The organism is Pseudorhizobium sp. NPDC055634, assembly GCF_053618655.1.
Genome location: NZ_JBSHHW010000005.1, coordinates 332282 through 347583 on the forward strand (window position 1 = coordinate 332282; position 15302 = coordinate 347583).

The 15302-nt window shown below is 59.1% G+C and carries 19 protein-coding genes and 1 pseudogene; 2 read left to right on the forward strand and 18 right to left on the reverse strand.

The genetic code is table 11. The features are described 5' to 3' along the window. Positions 1-18: 18 nt before the first annotated feature. From ACWGPT_RS11245 to ACWGPT_RS11285, 9 genes and pseudogenes are all read right to left on the reverse strand, one after another. Positions 19-759 carry an ABC transporter ATP-binding protein gene (locus tag ACWGPT_RS11245; protein ID WP_452605682.1) on the reverse strand — a complete coding sequence of 247 codons (741 nt, stop codon included), beginning with the start codon at positions 757-759 and terminating at the stop codon, positions 19-21. Between the two features lies 1 nt (position 760). After that, positions 761-1459: an ABC transporter ATP-binding protein gene (locus ACWGPT_RS11250; RefSeq protein ID WP_452605683.1), complete on the reverse strand. Its 699-nt coding sequence runs from the start codon at positions 1457-1459 to the stop codon at positions 761-763. Beyond that, entirely contained in the window at positions 1456-2334 is an 879-nt protein-coding gene (locus ACWGPT_RS11255; RefSeq protein ID WP_452605684.1) for a branched-chain amino acid ABC transporter permease, read from the reverse strand. The genes ACWGPT_RS11250 and ACWGPT_RS11255 overlap by 4 nt, the downstream gene beginning before the upstream one ends. A 10-nt stretch (positions 2335-2344) precedes the next feature. Next, the gene (locus ACWGPT_RS11260; protein ID WP_452605711.1) at positions 2345-3061 is read right to left on the reverse strand and encodes a branched-chain amino acid ABC transporter permease; all 717 of its coding nucleotides are present in this window, start codon (positions 3059-3061) and stop codon (positions 2345-2347) included. 9 nt (positions 3062-3070) lie between these two features. Continuing rightward, complete coding sequence (locus ACWGPT_RS11265) at positions 3071-3313, reverse strand: hypothetical protein (protein WP_452605685.1); 243 nt, start codon at positions 3311-3313, stop codon at positions 3071-3073. A 371-nt stretch (positions 3314-3684) separates the two neighbouring features. Then, positions 3685-5064, reverse strand: a pseudogene (locus ACWGPT_RS11270) (transposase). A gap of 216 nt (positions 5065-5280) precedes the next feature. Then, positions 5281-5949, reverse strand: a complete 669-nt coding sequence (locus tag ACWGPT_RS11275) for a tyrosine-type recombinase/integrase (RefSeq protein ID WP_452605712.1) — start codon at positions 5947-5949, stop codon at positions 5281-5283. Between the two features lie 133 nt (positions 5950-6082). Further along, entirely contained in the window at positions 6083-6895 is an 813-nt protein-coding gene (locus ACWGPT_RS11280) for a sulfite exporter TauE/SafE family protein (RefSeq protein WP_452605686.1), read from the reverse strand. 306 nt (positions 6896-7201) lie between these two features. Further along, complete coding sequence (locus tag ACWGPT_RS11285) at positions 7202-7513, reverse strand: hypothetical protein (RefSeq protein ID WP_452605687.1); 312 nt, start codon at positions 7511-7513, stop codon at positions 7202-7204. 242 nt (positions 7514-7755) lie between these two features. Between ACWGPT_RS11285 and ACWGPT_RS11290 the strand changes: the two genes are divergently transcribed. After that, the gene (locus ACWGPT_RS11290; RefSeq protein WP_452605713.1) at positions 7756-7854 is read left to right on the forward strand and encodes a DUF2776 family protein; all 99 of its coding nucleotides are present in this window, start codon (positions 7756-7758) and stop codon (positions 7852-7854) included. 71 nt (positions 7855-7925) lie between these two features. Beyond that, positions 7926-9362 (forward strand): H(+)/Cl(-) exchange transporter ClcA, encoded by a 1437-nt coding sequence (gene clcA, locus ACWGPT_RS11295; RefSeq protein WP_452605688.1) that lies wholly within the window; start codon positions 7926-7928, stop codon positions 9360-9362. Between the two features lie 79 nt (positions 9363-9441). On the opposite strand, the gene ACWGPT_RS11300 is transcribed toward clcA, so the two are convergent. From ACWGPT_RS11300 to ACWGPT_RS11340, 9 genes are all read right to left on the reverse strand, one after another. After that, positions 9442-9744 (reverse strand): DUF1488 family protein, encoded by a 303-nt coding sequence (locus ACWGPT_RS11300; RefSeq protein ID WP_452605689.1) that lies wholly within the window; start codon positions 9742-9744, stop codon positions 9442-9444. Between the two features lie 200 nt (positions 9745-9944). Next, positions 9945-10670 carry a CbtA family protein gene (locus ACWGPT_RS11305; RefSeq protein ID WP_452605690.1) on the reverse strand — a complete coding sequence of 242 codons (726 nt, stop codon included), beginning with the start codon at positions 10668-10670 and terminating at the stop codon, positions 9945-9947. Between the two features lie 13 nt (positions 10671-10683). Further along, complete coding sequence (locus tag ACWGPT_RS11310) at positions 10684-10866, reverse strand: CbtB domain-containing protein (RefSeq protein ID WP_452605691.1); 183 nt, start codon at positions 10864-10866, stop codon at positions 10684-10686. A gap of 71 nt (positions 10867-10937) precedes the next feature. Then, entirely contained in the window at positions 10938-11315 is a 378-nt protein-coding gene (locus ACWGPT_RS11315; RefSeq protein ID WP_452605692.1) for a hypothetical protein, read from the reverse strand. Next, entirely contained in the window at positions 11312-12073 is a 762-nt protein-coding gene (gene scnC / locus ACWGPT_RS11320; protein WP_452605693.1) for a thiocyanate hydrolase subunit gamma, read from the reverse strand. The genes ACWGPT_RS11315 and scnC overlap by 4 nt, the downstream gene beginning before the upstream one ends. A gap of 32 nt (positions 12074-12105) precedes the next feature. Further along, complete coding sequence (locus tag ACWGPT_RS11325) at positions 12106-12951, reverse strand: SH3-like domain-containing protein (protein ID WP_452605694.1); 846 nt, start codon at positions 12949-12951, stop codon at positions 12106-12108. An 862-nt stretch (positions 12952-13813) separates the two neighbouring features. After that, positions 13814-14128, reverse strand: a complete 315-nt coding sequence (locus ACWGPT_RS11330) for a hypothetical protein (RefSeq protein WP_452605695.1) — start codon at positions 14126-14128, stop codon at positions 13814-13816. Positions 14129-14270: 142 nt separating this feature from the next. Further along, positions 14271-14930, reverse strand: coding sequence for a hypothetical protein (locus ACWGPT_RS11335; RefSeq protein ID WP_452605696.1), 660 nt, complete (start codon positions 14928-14930; stop codon positions 14271-14273). Continuing rightward, entirely contained in the window at positions 14930-15061 is a 132-nt protein-coding gene (locus tag ACWGPT_RS11340; RefSeq protein WP_452605697.1) for a hypothetical protein, read from the reverse strand. The genes ACWGPT_RS11335 and ACWGPT_RS11340 overlap by 1 nt, the downstream gene beginning before the upstream one ends. Positions 15062-15302 lie beyond the last annotated feature (241 nt).

Below are 15302 nucleotides of genomic sequence, written 5' to 3' on the forward strand. Positions count from 1 at the left end.
TGACATGACATGGTTCTATCAGTCTACCTTGTGCGCAATCCAACCGGAGATGAGGTCGGTCATCTCCGCATTTCCGTTCATCGCAGCAGTGGGGCAGTCGATCCTGTTGCGTCCAAGCTCCAGTACGTAGAGATGGTCCGCGACGTTGACGCACTGGCGTACGTTCTGATCGACCAGGAGGATCGTCTTGCCGCGATCACGCATTAACGTCAGGAACTGATAGATCTGCTTTGAATATTTCGGGGCGATCATCGCGCTGGGCTCGTCGAACAGGATCACCTGTGGATCGGTCATCAGCGAACGGCCGATTTCCAGGAACCGCTGCTGCCCGCCGGACAAGGTCCCGGCCGCGGCATTGTCCTTTTCTGCCAGCATCGGAAAGATTTCATAAATGCGGTCGATAGCCGTCCGGATGCGCGCCTTGTCGCGGCGGATGCTCCACGCGCCGAGAACGAGATTGTCGCGAACGCTCAAGCCGCCGAAAATGCTGTGATTCTGTGGGACGAAGGCAATGCCGCGGCGGATCAATTCCGTTTGGTCGATGCGGGTGATGGTCTCGCCCTGATAGAGCAGGTCTCCCGCGGCGACATTCAGCATCCTGTACATGGTCTTCAACGCCGTGGACTTGCCCGCTCCGTTCGGGCCGATCACGCCGGTGATGCGGCCCTTCTGGGCCTTTATCGTCAAGTCCTTCAGGATGGTGATATCGCCCGAATAGGAGACGTTGACATTACGCAGTTCAAGCATGGTGTCGGTCATGTCACTCCCCCAGATAGGCCTCGACGACAGCCGTCGAGTTCTGGATGACCCCGGCGTCGCCCTCGGCGATGATCTCACCCTGATTTAGTGCGATGATGTTATCGCTGAGTTCGTAGATCGAGGTGAGATCGTGGCTGATCAGCAGCACGGTCTTGCCGGCTTCGCGGAACCCCTTGATCAGGTCCAGAAACACCCTGATCAGGTCGGGATGGACGCCCGCGAATGGCTCGTCCAACAGGATGAGTCCGGCATCATGATACTGGATGCGCAACAACTCGATCAGCTTCTTCTGTCCACCGGACAGCTCGTTCGCCATGTTGTCCCGTAGCCGGTAGAGATGGACCTGCTCCAGAAGACGGTCGATCTCTTCGTGGCGGGTCGGACCCGTTTCGCCGATGGCGATGTTGTCGGTCAGGGTCAGCGACTTGAACAGCCGCGGAACCTGGAAAGTGCGCCCCACGCCCAGCCTCGTCACCCTGTCGGCAGGCATATTGTGGATAGCCCGTCCGTTCAGCAGGATCTCTCCCGACGAAACCGCGTAGAGCCCGCAGAGGCAGTTCAGAAGAGTACTCTTTCCGGCTCCGTTCACACCGATGATGCCGGTGATCGTGCCGGGCTTCGCGGAGAAGCTGACGCCGTTGAGCGCCACCAGCCCGCCGAATGCCTTACGGATATTGTTGACTTTCAGCCCTTCGCTCATTCGCTGCGACCTCCCGCTATGCCGTGCGGCAGCACGTAAACGACCACGATTAGCGCGAGATAGCTGATGATCTGGGCCAGCGTCTGCCCGCCGTAGAGGATGGTCAACTGCTCCACCAGTCCGAAAAGGACGCCGCCGAGAATCGCCCCGACGGGGTTGGACAGACCTCCGATCACGATCACCACGAAGGCGATCAGCGTCAGTTCCATTCCGCCCGAGGGATTGAAGGCGGGGAAGACCAAAGCCGTCAGGATGCCGGTCAGTCCCGCGAGGATGATGGAGACGGTAAACGCGATCGCCGTGACCCGCTTGTAGGGTAGACCGATTACGGCCATGGCCGGACGGTTCATGATCGTGGCGCGCAACGCCTTGCCATAGATTGTCCGGTACAGGATCCACCAGATCAGCACGATCAGCACGATACCGAACGCCAATGCAACGAGGCGCGCCTTCGGCACGATCAGCCCTGCGAATTTCACATAGGCTGGCGTGAAGCCGAGATCGATAGAGCGCGTATCCGCTTCGAAGAACAGCAGAAGCAGCGAGCCTATGATGAGCGATACGCCATACATGGCGAGGAAGGACGGCAGTTCGTAATCGTCGTTCTTCATCAGCCGCGGCACGATCAGGAAGTAGACCGCAGCGCCGACGACGCCGAATACCAGGATGACGGCAGGCGCGGCGAATACCATCGGAAGAGCGAACACCGTCAGGACGACATAGGTCAGGTAGCTGCCGCTGATCACAAACTCGCCATGAGCGAAGTTCACGATCTTCATCGTGCCGTATATGATGGCGAGGCTGCATCCGATGATGCCGTAGATCATGCCGATGATAAGGCCGTTCAGAATTGTCTGGAGAAGCAATCCGGTCATGTACGCCCCCTCAAATCAGCCACTTGCGCACGCGCTGCCAGCGCATGGCGATGGTTCCAACGATGCCCTTCGGGAAGAAGACCATCAGCGCTACGATGACGACACCGAGAGCCAGATTGTTCAGGCTGGGATAGCGTTCCCAGATATAGTTATCGACGCTGAACATCAGCACGGCGCCGACCACCGGACCGATGGCCGTACCGAAGCCTCCGAAGGCTGCGAAAATGATCGCCTTGGTACTGGTCAGAAGATTGAAGGCGGATTCCGGGTCGATCACGCTCGAATACCATGCCTCCACCCCGCCGACGAGCGAGGCGACGCCGGCCGAAATCATCCAGGCGTAGAGCCGCAGCCGCTTGACGTTCAGGCCCGCCACCTGTGCCGCCTCCAAATCGTCGCGCATTGCGGCGAGATGATTTCCGAAACGGGATAGGCGGATCCAGAATGCGATCGCTACCGTCGCAAGCGCGATACCCAGCATAGCGTAGTAGGCGAGACGTGGATTGATCGAGGAAACCAGGCTTAACCCGTGGGCGCCACCGGCGAAATCCGTCGGCGCGATCGAAATCAGGGCGCGGCAGATCACCGCGATCGCCAGCGTGACCATGGAAAAATAAATGCCGCGCAATGAGAGAATGCGCGAAAACATCAGACTTGCCGTGAGGCCGACCGCCAGCGCGCCAAAAAGCGCAAGCACCAGCGGCAACCCAAGCTTTCCGGTGAGAATGGCCGTCGACTACGAACCAAGCCCGAAAAACGCGACATAGCCAAAGGCGACGTAACCGGTAAAGCCCGCCATGATGTTGATGCCGGCCGCCAGCGCGATCCACATCAGCAGATAGAAATAAAACGAGTAAGAACCGGTCAGGACCGGGATGACGGAAAGACAGGCGGTCCCTGCAGTCAGTACAACAGCATAGGCAAGCAAGACCCCTCGATTGCCTCGACGCTCTGCCTGATCATTGGTGAATTTCGGCATGTCAACACTCCCTAGCGGTAGAGGCTATTTCAAAAAATATGTTGATCAAGCTCTAAATTCGAAACGCGCAGTCGAGGTTGTCTCGGTGGGAAAGAACTGCGGGATGAAATGCAATCCGCACCGCGCTAAGCGCCCACGCCGGTAAAAGCCGCTCAGATTGATCAGGCCAATGACGGCATACCCTGCAGCAACGCTTGCCGTAATCGGTTCGCTAACGCTACCATTCTACCCAGATGCAATGCCCGCAAGTGGCGGATATCGTTGAAAAAGTCGGCTGATTTGCCGCTCGTCCTGCCGCTTTTGCCTTTTGGAATGAGGGTTATGCGTTTTTGATCCCCGCGCCTCGGCGCAGGGTTTCATCTCCGCCGCCGTCAGGCGGCGATAGTGCCTTGCGGTGTTCGCAGTGGCCTCAGCTTGGCAAGCCTCCTGAGGTTTTGGGCGGTCGCTGGAAGCAGGAATTCATCACGGGGACCGCATGGACCTCGCAGTCTCAGGCGCGCCATCTGGAGAATGCGCTTGAGGTGAGCAAAGAGCATCTCGACCTTCTTTCGGCGATGCCGTGACTGCACGTATTCCGGTGTTGCGGCTATTGCTCGGGCAACATCACGGGGATCTTCGTTGAGATCGCGCGGCACTTTGCGCATCGGTGTGTTCGGGCAGCAGCGAAGCTTCAGGTCGCAGCGATCACAGTCCCCTTTTACTGGCACGGTAAAGCCGCGTTCCTTCGGCGGTGATCCCTGATCTTGGTGTCGCATAAGTGCGATGGAACTGCTTCAGCTCCTTACCCGCCGGGCAGATGTAGCGGTCATTCTCGGCCTCCCATGAGAAGTCTGAGCGGGAGAAGGTGCCGTCCGTCCACTTCGACTTATCGAAGACCGGAATGTGCGGCGCGATGTTCTTCTCCTTGACCAGCCAGGCAAGATTGTCTGCGGAACCGTAGGCACTGTCTGCCGCCAGATAACCAGATCGCAGGCCGAAGCGGTTCTTCGTTCGGTCGAGCATCGTGCGAGATACTCCGACCTCCGCCTGCCGGATTGCTCGTGTCGCCTCGACGTCGAGTATAACACCGTAGTCTGTGTCGATCAGTTAGTTGGTAGCATAGGCGAAGAAGGCATGGCCTTTGTGGGCACCTGTCCACTGAGCGGCCGGATCGGACGGAGAGATGAACTTCGGCGTCACTGGCGAGGCAACCCCGAAAGCCGCATCATCGAGAACAGCCAGATATTCCTGCACTGAACGACCAGCGTCTTCTTTGGCCTCCCACTCCGCTCCCGGTATTGAGCGATGCTTATTGGCATCCGCTGCGATCAAGCTGGCATCGACAGCAAATCCTTCCGCACCAACCAGCCCTTGCGCAAGACATCGCTCCACCACTGTCTCAAACATATGCCGCAGGATGTCGCTCTGACGGAACCGGCCATGACGGTTCTTCGAGAAGCTGGAATGATCAGGAACCTTGCCATCCAGTCCGAGGGGGCAGAACCAGCGATAGGCGAGATTAAGGTGGACCTCGTCGCAGAGCCGCCGCTCCGAGCGGATACCCATGGAATAGCCGATGATCAGCATCCGCATCATCAGTTCTGGATCAATCGAGGGCGACCGGTGGTGCTGTAGAAAGGCTTCAACTGCGCTCGAACCCTGTCCAGTTCGAGATGTCGGTCATCCCGCGCAGCAGGTGATCTGCAGGAACGTGATCATCAAAGGCAGAAGTCGTAGAAGAGCTGCGCCGGAACTGCCTGACATCCCATCATCACTCAATCCTCCGCAAATCAACGCGGCGCTTGAATCATGACAACGCAGCACCGACAACGCCGAGTTTTTCAACGGCATCGGCGCAGAGGCGACTTCACCTCGCCTGAGCTATGTCCGCTTCCGGGAAAGCACTACGAAGGCTTCCATGGCCGACATGGAGGCGCATAGCTGCTTCTGAGAGGGGCGGCCCCGCTCGGCGCGAGGCCGCGCATTTTTCAGATCTCTGTATGCTCTGCCAGTTCCAGCGCGTCCTCTATGTCGACCCCCAAGTACTTGACGGTGTTCTCGATCTTGGTGTGTCCAAGCAGGATCTGGATTGCACGCAGGTTGCCCGTGGCCTTGTAGATCATCGCAGCTTTTGTGCGTCGAAGCGAGTGCGTGCCGTAGCCTTCCCGACAAAGCCCGATCGCAGTGACCCACTCATCGACTAGCCTGGCGTACTGGCGAGTGCTGAGATGTTCGGCAGGATCAATTCGACTGGGAAAGGCATAGTCATCAACTGTACCTCCTCTCCGCCGAAGCCAGGCAAGCAGGCTTGCCCTTACCTCGCTCGTAATCTCGAACTGGACAGGACGTCCAGTTTTCTGCTGCACGACCATGGCACGAGTTCGAATGTCCTTGCCCGTGACGAGGGTCCCGATCTTCATCTTAACCAGATCGCAGCCGCGGAGCTTGCTATCGATGGCGAGATCGAACAGCGCACGATCTCTCATTCGTCCTTCTCGATCCAAGAAGAAGCGAATTGCCCAAATCTGGCGCTGCTTCAGGGGTTTCTTGACGCCTACCTGGCGACCGGCGTTCCAAGCCGGCCCACCGAGTGCGGTAGGATCAGGCAGAACGCATGATTGCTGGCAGTGTAGGCGCGCAGATGTACAGCGGGGCATAGCGGGATCGATTTCCCCGCTCTGCACTGGGTACGAGACGGCTTCCACCGCCTTAATCTTCCACCCCGCCTGCTTGCCCGACGTGGGTTGGGATCGATCTGACCGAGGTTCATTTCGGACTCCGCCAGACTGATCAGACGTAGAGACGCCGCAGAAGATCAATGCCAATGACGATGAGCAGAAGCGCGTAGGTGAGCTGCAATGTCCGCTCGTTCATCTTGTGGCCGATCCTCACGCCAATCGGCGCGGCAATCATGACGGTCGGCACCATCACAAGGAAGATGACAACGTCGACATAGCCAAGCGAGTAGGAAGGCAGATCCTTCGCGTTCCAGCCGCTGATGATAGATCCGATTGTGCCCCCCGTGCCAGTGATCAGACCGGTAGCGGCCGAAATCGCCATCGCACGTTCCAGCTGCATGTTGAAGGCCGAGAGGATCGGTGTTGCTACCGTGCCACCGGCGGTGCCGGTCATTGCGGCGATGACGCCGACAACCGAGGAGATGCCAGCCATCCTGACACCCTCCGGCGGCTTCTGACCGAAATAAAAGCGGCCATGATTGAGCGCGATATAGAACCCCACCAGAAGTATATAGATCGAGAACAGGGTCTGGAGAATTCCAGTGGAAACGAACGGCAGCAGGATCGAACCGATGGCGACGCCGAAAACCAGGCCAAGCGCCCAGGTCTTGAATATTCCAAGGTCGAGATCGCCTAGTTTATAATGCTTGCGGGTCGAAGAGATCGCGCTCGGTATGACGAGCGCCATTGAGGTCGCGGTGGCCACATGCATCATCACGGCGTGGGCAACGCCGAGCCACGGAAACAAATAGATGAAGATCGGCATGCGGATGGTGCCTCCGCCGATACCGAACAGCCCCGCGAAGAAGCCGGACACCAGACCGACAGCAGCAAAAATGAGAATGCGGAGCAGGAGGTCATCCATAGCGCGGTATTCCCTCTGCCCTTCCCCGAGTACGTGTTGGTCGAGGTGATGATGGAGACTGGTCGTGCGGCCAGTGGTGGCGGACACGCCGTCCTTGTGCTCGTACCGCACTCTGCGGTCAGTGTTCTTTTGAAAACCTTGATCGTTACATAATCCGGGTCCGGAAGCCGGGTCATCAAGGAGGTTGCGGCGGTCAAAAGCAGGACGGGATGTCGCGTCGGCTTAAGCCAGGCTTTTAGTCATGTATCCTTAGGAAGGGAGCGGACGAGCCGGATCCCTCCGGCCCTCGCACGCCCGTCATAGCGCTCACTGGTCTCTGAAGCATGCAATATGGAATGAACGACGCGCAGGCTTGCCGGCCACGTCGTATGTGTGTACCCGCATCTGACTTGGATCTTGGGTAAGTCCGACGGTGATAAAGCCAGGCTGGACGTCCTCTTCCATGGCGCTGCCGATCGTGGCCGCGAAATTGGTCTTGGCCTCACCCTGGAGAGGGATCTTCCAGGTAATAGTGTACTCGTTCTCGCCCTTGAGTTCGCACTTGTCGATCATATAGCCGCGAGCGATCGATCCATCGGATTTGATCACGCAAGCCAGTCTCTTTTCAAATTCCGCCATATTCCAACTCCTCTCTCAGTAAGCCCCGTGGACGTCCGGCACCCCATGCAACGGGGTGGGGTATGCGTCCGATGCTACAGCAGGAGGGGGGACTGAGCGTTGCTCGTGATCAATTTTGATTTCCTGGAATTCGGACGGCAACACCTTGCTCCGCTGCGGCCGGGTAAAGCAGGCGCGGACAGGTTCGCACCGAGACGCCGTTGCAGAATTGGTTCCGTCGCTGCCACTCGATGGGGCTCGAGATGAACTGCTTCGGCATCTGCTCGAAGGTGTGGTTGCTCGCTTCGGTTTGGCGGCGGGGATTCCCGCTAGCGAAAGGGCCCCGCTCATTCCGGTTCTGACCTTGGAGCGGTTACGGCCCAGCGAGTTCAGCCGTTGCGGGAGGGACCGCCATCGCGTCGGGTCTAGCATCTTGGCCATCCGGGCTGCTCGGGGAACAATTCGGGCGGAAAGCGTTTATTACTCGATTGCGGTCTTCAACCTAGTTGAGTCCATGAACCACTCACAAGAGAAGTCCACTTATACGACTGACGGGAGTGGTCATTTCCTGGCCCTCGTATCCTTGGCATTAATCACAGGGGTATTCGCGGGGCTGCTGGGCGGACTGTTCCGCTTGCTGCTCGTTCACGCCGACATATGGCGAAGTGCCCTGATCGACAGGGCCCATGGTCTCGGCACTGCGGGTCTCCCCACGGTCGTCATCGGGGCGGCGATCTTGGTCGCCTTCGCGGCATGGCTGGTCAGACGCTTTGCCCCTTCGGCAGCTGGCAGCGGGATCCCCAACGTGGAAGCAGCGCTGGATCAGCGTCTGAGACCAGCCGCCTTCATGATCCTGATACCGATCAAGTTTGTCGGCGGCGTCCTTGCTATCGGTTCGGGCCTGGCGCTGGGACGAGAGGGCCCGAGCGTCCAGATGGGCGCCAGTGCCGGCCACTTTATGTCCGAATTGAGCAGGAGAAGCTGGCCCGACCATCGAGCACTCATCGCGGCCGGGGCCGGGGCTGGCCTCGCCACCGCCTTCAACGCGCCACTGGCGGGTGCGATCTTTGTACTCGAAGAGCTCTACAAAAGATTTGAAATTCGGATCGCCGTTGCCGCACTCACTGCATCCGTCACGGCGATTGGCGTTTCCCGGCTGCTTCTCGGTGACGCCCCCGATTTCAACGTGTCGGAGTCCTCCGTCGCCACTATCACCCAGCCGCTGTTCTTTCTGCTTGGCGTAATTGCCGGCCTGCTTGCTGTCTTATACAACTCCATGCTGCTTGGGGCGCTCGCCATCGCTGACCGGCTGTCCCGCGTCCCGGTGGAACTGCGCGCCGGCGTGATTGGCGCGGCCGTCGGAGCGCTTGCATGGTTTGCACCGGCAATCGTGGGTGGGGGAGACGCTATCACCCAAGGCGTGCTGACCGGGGCCGGCACCCTCACGATGCTGCCTATCTTGTACGCCATCCGACTAGTACTAAGCACCGCATCCTATGCCGCAGGCACACCCGGAGGCCTGTTCGCGCCTATGTTGGTGCTTGGCGCGCAGAGCGGCCTCTTCTTCGGCCTTGTCGTTGAGGCAATATTCCCCGGCAGCGGCATTCAGCCGGAAAGCTTCGCCATCGTCGGCATGGCTGCGCTTTTCACCGGCATCGTGAGGGCGCCGCTGACCGGGATCATACTGACGGCCGAGATGACGGGCAGTGTCACGCTCGTGCTTCCCATGCTGGCGGCATGCGCTATTGCCATGGTGATCCCGACCCTCTTTGGCAGCGCGCCGATCTACGATTCCTTGCGCGAACGCCTCCTGAGCGCGGGCGGAGCATCCGTGGAACCCCATGAGGGAAATGCTTCACGCCACGACTGAGCTTCTGGACATGTGGGGATGAAACTCTCTTTCCTCGAAGCCCAAACAGCCACGATGGACGGCGCTTTGCACGCCACCTTTACTCGGTGAGCGCACGCCTGACATCCCGACTGGTTAGATGGAAATTCTGTTCCGGTGCCAGGCCAGCGCGTTGGATCTTGGATCGGGCAGCTCGTTCAAACACTTCCCTATGGACGCGAAAATACGCCTCGCAGGCTTCCTGATCCGACTCCCCGCTCATTGTGCGAAGGGCTAGTCGGTGGACGAAGCAGTCGCCCTCATGCCAGTCCGGCCGGAACACTAAAGCGTCGACGTCATGCCGCCACGTCATTTCATTGGCCGTCATAACACCCTCGGTGATCGAGTGGACTCCTACGGTCATTGCTCGCCTTATTCAGGAGGGGAGCCGAGGATCATATCCGACTTTCATCCTCGGCAGCACCGACTTCCCGTAATTTGACCCACTACGCGGACCTCGTGCCGCGGGTCCTTGGCGAGGGGGGGGGCGTGCAGCCCAAGACAGAACAGCGCCCTTGGCGGACGCTGTGCAAAGCCCGGTAAGCAAGCGCGAAACGCCTTTCGTCATTCAAACTCTTGCACGCGCGAGCGCGCGAATCCGGCGACGCCGCCGAGTACCACCCAGAAAACGAAGCTGGTTACGGAGGCCATGACAATGAAAGCCTGTGCCAATGAGTGCGGAACCGGAGACGCAAAACTTTCCGGCTGAGGCGCGCCCACAAGGTGCGGGGCAACGAGGAATGCGACGGCGAGAATGGCGAGCGGCAACGACTGTTTGAAGACAAGGAGAGCAAGGCCGATGCCGGTGGCGACAGCTGTAGCACCCCACCACATCTGGCGTAGGCCCAAATCTGCAGCAGGCATAGCCGGGAGTTCGGGCGGAAGGCCAAGACCCGGAGCAAGCGTGAACACGACGAAGCCTGCCAAGCCCCAAAACACGCCCTGGCGCCAGCCGGTCATGCCGCCCTTCAGTTCCGATAGGGCTACGAGCAGCAGCGCGAATCCCATAGCGGTCACAATATTGGCGAATGCCGTAAAGGCGGAGCGCTCGAGGCCATCCGCGGGAGCCCAGCCTTCTTCGTCGTGATCGTGCGAGGGAGAGGCAGCCGCTGTATCCTGTGCGGCGGCATTATCATGAGAAGCGTGATTGTGAGCCGGCGCAGCGCCCTCGAACGTTTCAGCCTTGAGAATTAGCGGAACGGTGCCGGCATATTGCATGGCGGTCATCGCGAGACCCGCCACGAGTCCTGCGAGCGCGGCGATGAAGACAATATTACGAAAGACTGACATCGCGCAAAAATCCTCAGTGGCAGGGGAAGCCGAGCGAGTGCCGCACATCATGCGCGGCGTTATGGATCGCGTCGATCTGCGATAGTCCGGCGCCGCCAATGACGAAAAGGCCAAGGAAGGCGGCGAAACAAATCTGGATGAAGCGAGAAGATGTTGCCGACGACTGGACTGGCAGCGTTGTCTGATGAGTATTCATGGCTTCTTCCTTTACTTATCCTTTGTCCTACACCCGAGGACTTTGTGGCTGATCGTCTTCCTCAAATTCTCCTAGACGGCTTCGAGCCGGGCCCGGACGGCCTCCATCTGGCGGGCGAGTTCCTCCTCGGTCATGAGGCCTCGGCTGAGCATGATATGAGCCAATGCCACAAGCTGACGTTCCGGATTCGGAATTTCGCTGTACATTGTCTCAAGCTCATCCTCAGCGTGTCGCCGCTCAAGTGAGTCAAGAGCGCCGCCCGCTGACAGAGCGTCGCAAGTTGCATCAAGGCACACCTTCCATGGCGGCTCTGGATTGGTGACGCACCAACGCGGTGCAAGCTTTTCCCAGGTTTGATCCTCGTTCTGGATGGCCTCCAGCAACCCGATGCGACGAAGGTCGACATACTGCCCTTCGGCCCGATCCGGGATACCGACGTTGCTGCTCATAACGCGGCCTCCCTTGGCCTGCCACCGCTATGGACCGGCCGGCTGGCCTTGTGGATCGGCCGAGGACCGTCCGTTGTCCTGCCGGGCTTCGGCAGGGCAATGCCGATCATGGTGTCGCGGGTGACGATTTCAGCGAGTTGTTCCTCCGTCCAGCCCTCGGTACCCTCGGGCCTTACGGGTAGGACCATGAAGCGGCTCTTTGCGTTGGAGTCCTCCACCCGCAGTTCGACCTCGGGCGGGATGATCAGTCCGAACTCCGCAAGCACCTCGCGCGGCCACCGGACGATTCTGCGACGGTAGTTGGGCGCGCGATACCAATACGGCGAGTGCCCGAGTATCGGCCGCGGATAACATGAGCACAGAGTGCACACGATCACATGATGCAGCTTCGGCGTATCTTCGAGTACGGTCAGGTGCATGTAGTCGCTTGTGGTCCCGAAGCCGGACGGCTCGCTCCAGTCGACGCCGATCTCCTTGCTGGCAGCGAGGGGATCGGCGAATACCCGAGCCTTGTATTCCGGGTCAGTCCACGCCTTTGCCACCAGTCGCGACCCTGCGGCCGGCGTTCTCGCGTCGTTCCACTCGGAGAACGCCCTGTGATCTTCGGCGGTGAACAGGCCTTTTTCGATTGCCAACTCACGAACGGCCAGTTCAAGGATTTCGAAGTCGGAGATCTCATCGACCATCGGCGCCGCCGAATGGTCGTGGCCGCCGTCTTCCGAATGGTCATGGCCGTCGTGGTTATGTGGATTTGCCATTTTCTGCTCCTATGGCTAGGTCCAATCCTCGGTCAGTCTGCGGCTTCGAGCCACATGTCCGGATACTCGCTCTGGAGGGTATCGTTCTCAAATGGGTATTCGGCCCAAAGATCCTTCTGCTGGAACCGAACGATGTAATATTGCTCCTGAGGGGCGTCGTACCGCTCCCATGCCTCGTCGGCGGGAACCAGGTCCGGATATGTCAGGGCAGCGATCGTCCCGGTCATGTTCCGGACATACATCTGGGTGCGGGTGTAGAAGATCGCCGGCAGGTCTTTCACCCGAACACGGTCGCCAACCTTGAAGCGACCGGGCTGGATTCCACTGGTGGGTTCCCACGGTGGCTTTGGCCCATAGTCAATGTATTGGCCGGATGTGGGCTTACCAGTCTTGGTGTGAATGTTGGCAGGAGAGCCGTGGTTGATGTTTGACGGAGCGTGACCGCGGCGGCTGGAATTTACTCCCAGTCTTTCCCTGATCTCACCGATCTTCCCCTGCAGTTCGAGCAGCGAAATATACTTCTTGTCGACGAGCATTTTCGCGGCGCCCCAAATCCAACGTGCGTTGTACGGGAAGCCGTAATAGAGGGTCATGCCAATGTCGTTGGCGTAGATCCTACGCCTCTCTTCAGCGTTCCACATGCCCCTGAAACCCAGGACTTCGCAGGTGATGTAGACGTTGTTCTCCCACTCCTCGTCCTCTTTTTCCTCGAATATTTGCGGCGCGTAAGGCTGCCCCCCGACATCGTGTGTTGGCCATATATACGCCTCGTACAGCGTATGGGGGACCTCGTAGGGCCAATCTTGAGCTTGATGGATCGCAGGCATCAAATGGGAGCCGGTGTCGTAAATCTTCCGTGTTTCTTTCGGCGATGGCATCACGCTTTCTCCTTTGTTTGTGGAGTCGCGAGAGGGAGGCTCTGCATCAGCCGCAACATCGGCTTCCACCCTGCTCGGTGCAGTCCGAACGGTTCTACTGCAGGAGGAGGGAGGCCGCGTTGCGTGGGATCAATTTCTAGGACATGACGTAAGATAGGCGACCGTTCGCTCGAGCGCGCGTGAGAAAAGAGAAGGGCCGTTCGGTCATCGCGCCCACATCACAACCTCCTTAATCCAGGCAATATGGGCTGGCCGACGGGTTGCGCGTTTGAACCCTCGTCTTAGGACCAGAGGACAATTCGGCCTTTATCAGGTCCCGGCATTCGATAGGCAACACGCTCCATCGGCGGTTCGACCTGGGCCGATTGGACAGGTGAGATGAACGGCCCCGAGCTTAATTGGCTTTGCCATGAAGGTTTTCGCGCATCAGCCATAGGGAGGAAGGCGTCCACGAACTTAGGGGATATTCAGATTAATTGATTCGGCGTGGAGGTTGGGTCGACCAAAATCCGGCGGATACGCCATAAGCAATGTCGGCTTTGAGGAATTCCCGAGTGTCGGTCGAACGGCCGGACTGAGGCGCTAAGCCGTCATTGGCAAACGCACCTCACCGAGCATCGAGCGCATGTGGATATTAGCACTTGGTGACGCCTCTGGGGTGAAACCTTGTGCCACTCCCCCTGGCGCCGATCGCAAAAACTGGTCGTGGGGAGTAGGTTGGGGGATTGGGGCCCAGGTTACCCGTAAAGTGTCCGAGTTGCATGTCAGACAGGCGATCTGTCCACTCGTGCAGAACGGTTCCATAGGTCTCTCTGAGGCATATAGGCCCAACCGGCTCACACTGTACCCACTATTCGGGCTCTCAGTTGAGATGCCGCTTGATACGAAACGGAAAGACACCGTTAGAGTATTTCCGAACGAGTTGATCATAGACGTCATAGCCTTCCTGAGCATCGAAGCCTTGGATCTCCAACCCGTCAACGATCTTGTCGGCTAGCTTGCTGATCAGAGTGCGCCCATTCTCGCCGTTGCAGTGTGCGTCGTAAATTACTTTCCAGAAAAACATCCGAGCGATGTCATCTCTCGTCGGGCGCCGCTTCTCCCGCGCTGCCTCTCGCACAAGCCGCTGACGGATAGCCTGCTCTGCATTGCGCTGCTTCTTTGATTTCCGGGTCATGTGTCTTTCCTCTGAGGCGGCTGGTGTTCCATGCTGAATGCGGAAATGATTTCCGCATCCGGTTCTCCCTGCGCCAAGTTGGCGGACGTAAGCCTGATCGTTCGCGGCCGGCCTAGAGCGAAAGCTCTGGCTGCCATCGCCCTCACCTCCATCCGGGATCCGGAACGGGAGAAGCCCGAAGCCGCCTCTGCCAATCGTGCCTCTGCGACATCGTCTGGAAGATCGGCGGAGCGTCCGTCGTGGACTGGTTCCTGAAGTGCCAATGCACCCCCTCGACGACTGGAATTCCGTCTGCGAAGTAGTTTGCCGCGTTGGCCTTCTCGACCAACCGCTCCGTCCGGTCACCGAGCTTGGAAAGGATGTCTTGCGACTGCAGCGTGACACTGCTCGAACGCAGCACCATCATGCTTGCTACGGTCCAGCGATGACCATCCACCGGACGGCCGATGTAGCCGCCACGGCCGTCGGGGTGGAATGGCGTGTAGATGGCGCGGCCACCAGTGCGACAGCTATCGAGGTTTGCCCAGCGACCGGTGAGAATGACACCGTCGTCTACCTTTCCGAGTTCGGTCAGGATTGTTCGCAGATAATGCTGCACCTCTGTCAGCAGGGCGACCTGGTGGTCCTCCGGCATGGGCTCATGGAACAGATCTGCCGAACGGCCTCGGATGGCCAGCGCAACATCGGTGCCGCGTACCAGTGGGCGGGCAACCAGTTCCATGCGCTCGAACGCCCCGAGATGCTCCATCACCTCGGAGGGCTGTGTGCGGGTCCGCTGAAGCAGCTCTGCCACAACAGGCATCAGCGCTTCCCTTTCTTTGGCGGTGCGGCGGCGAAGGGCAGGTTTTTCGGGCGCCGTTTCTGTTTGACTTCGCTGGTATTCTTTTTGGTGGCCGGCGCTACCGCGCCGGCCTTTCTGGTCTTGTCAGGCATCTGTGGTGTCTCCCTCTTCATGCTGAACTTCGGTGGTCACGGCAGGTGTCGGCGGGACTGGCCGACGAGGTGCTTCAGGCTTCGCCTGCGGACGCGGCGCCGTTGCCTCTTCGCTGAGGGTGTCGACGACCGTCATGTCCGGCACCTGTCAATCGGCGCGGAATATTGACCCCTTATCGGCGTCCAATATTGACCCCTCCTACAGACGATCAGCGCTTGGCCTGCCCGGCGCTGGCCGGGG

What these genes read in the sequence shown, in the direction of transcription:
- ACWGPT_RS11245 (WP_452605682.1), bottom strand. Translation starts at nt 759, where the DNA reads ATGACCGACACCATGCTTGAACTGCGTAATGTCAACGTCTCCTATTCG.
- ACWGPT_RS11250 (WP_452605683.1), bottom strand. Translation starts at nt 1,459, where the DNA reads ATGAGCGAAGGGCTGAAAGTCAACAATATCCGTAAGGCATTCGGCGGG.
- ACWGPT_RS11255 (WP_452605684.1), bottom strand. Translation starts at nt 2,334, where the DNA reads ATGACCGGATTGCTTCTCCAGACAATTCTGAACGGCCTTATCATCGGC.
- ACWGPT_RS11265 (WP_452605685.1), bottom strand. Translation starts at nt 3,313, where the DNA reads ATGCCGAAATTCACCAATGATCAGGCAGAGCGTCGAGGCAATCGAGGG.
- ACWGPT_RS11275 (WP_452605712.1), bottom strand. Translation starts at nt 5,949, where the DNA reads ATGCCCCGCTGTACATCTGCGCGCCTACACTGCCAGCAATCATGCGTT.
- ACWGPT_RS11280 (WP_452605686.1), bottom strand. Translation starts at nt 6,895, where the DNA reads ATGGATGACCTCCTGCTCCGCATTCTCATTTTTGCTGCTGTCGGTCTG.
- ACWGPT_RS11285 (WP_452605687.1), bottom strand. Translation starts at nt 7,513, where the DNA reads ATGGCGGAATTTGAAAAGAGACTGGCTTGCGTGATCAAATCCGATGGA.
- ACWGPT_RS11290 (WP_452605713.1), top strand. Translation starts at nt 7,756, where the DNA reads ATGAACTGCTTCGGCATCTGCTCGAAGGTGTGGTTGCTCGCTTCGGTT.
- ACWGPT_RS11300 (WP_452605689.1), bottom strand. Translation starts at nt 9,744, where the DNA reads ATGACCGTAGGAGTCCACTCGATCACCGAGGGTGTTATGACGGCCAAT.
- ACWGPT_RS11305 (WP_452605690.1), bottom strand. Translation starts at nt 10,670, where the DNA reads ATGTCAGTCTTTCGTAATATTGTCTTCATCGCCGCGCTCGCAGGACTC.
- ACWGPT_RS11310 (WP_452605691.1), bottom strand. Translation starts at nt 10,866, where the DNA reads ATGAATACTCATCAGACAACGCTGCCAGTCCAGTCGTCGGCAACATCT.
- ACWGPT_RS11315 (WP_452605692.1), bottom strand. Translation starts at nt 11,315, where the DNA reads ATGAGCAGCAACGTCGGTATCCCGGATCGGGCCGAAGGGCAGTATGTC.
- scnC (WP_452605693.1), bottom strand. Translation starts at nt 12,073, where the DNA reads ATGGCAAATCCACATAACCACGACGGCCATGACCATTCGGAAGACGGC.
- ACWGPT_RS11325 (WP_452605694.1), bottom strand. Translation starts at nt 12,951, where the DNA reads ATGCCATCGCCGAAAGAAACACGGAAGATTTACGACACCGGCTCCCAT.
- ACWGPT_RS11330 (WP_452605695.1), bottom strand. Translation starts at nt 14,128, where the DNA reads ATGACCCGGAAATCAAAGAAGCAGCGCAATGCAGAGCAGGCTATCCGT.
- ACWGPT_RS11335 (WP_452605696.1), bottom strand. Translation starts at nt 14,930, where the DNA reads ATGCCTGTTGTGGCAGAGCTGCTTCAGCGGACCCGCACACAGCCCTCC.
- ACWGPT_RS11340 (WP_452605697.1), bottom strand. Translation starts at nt 15,061, where the DNA reads ATGCCTGACAAGACCAGAAAGGCCGGCGCGGTAGCGCCGGCCACCAAA.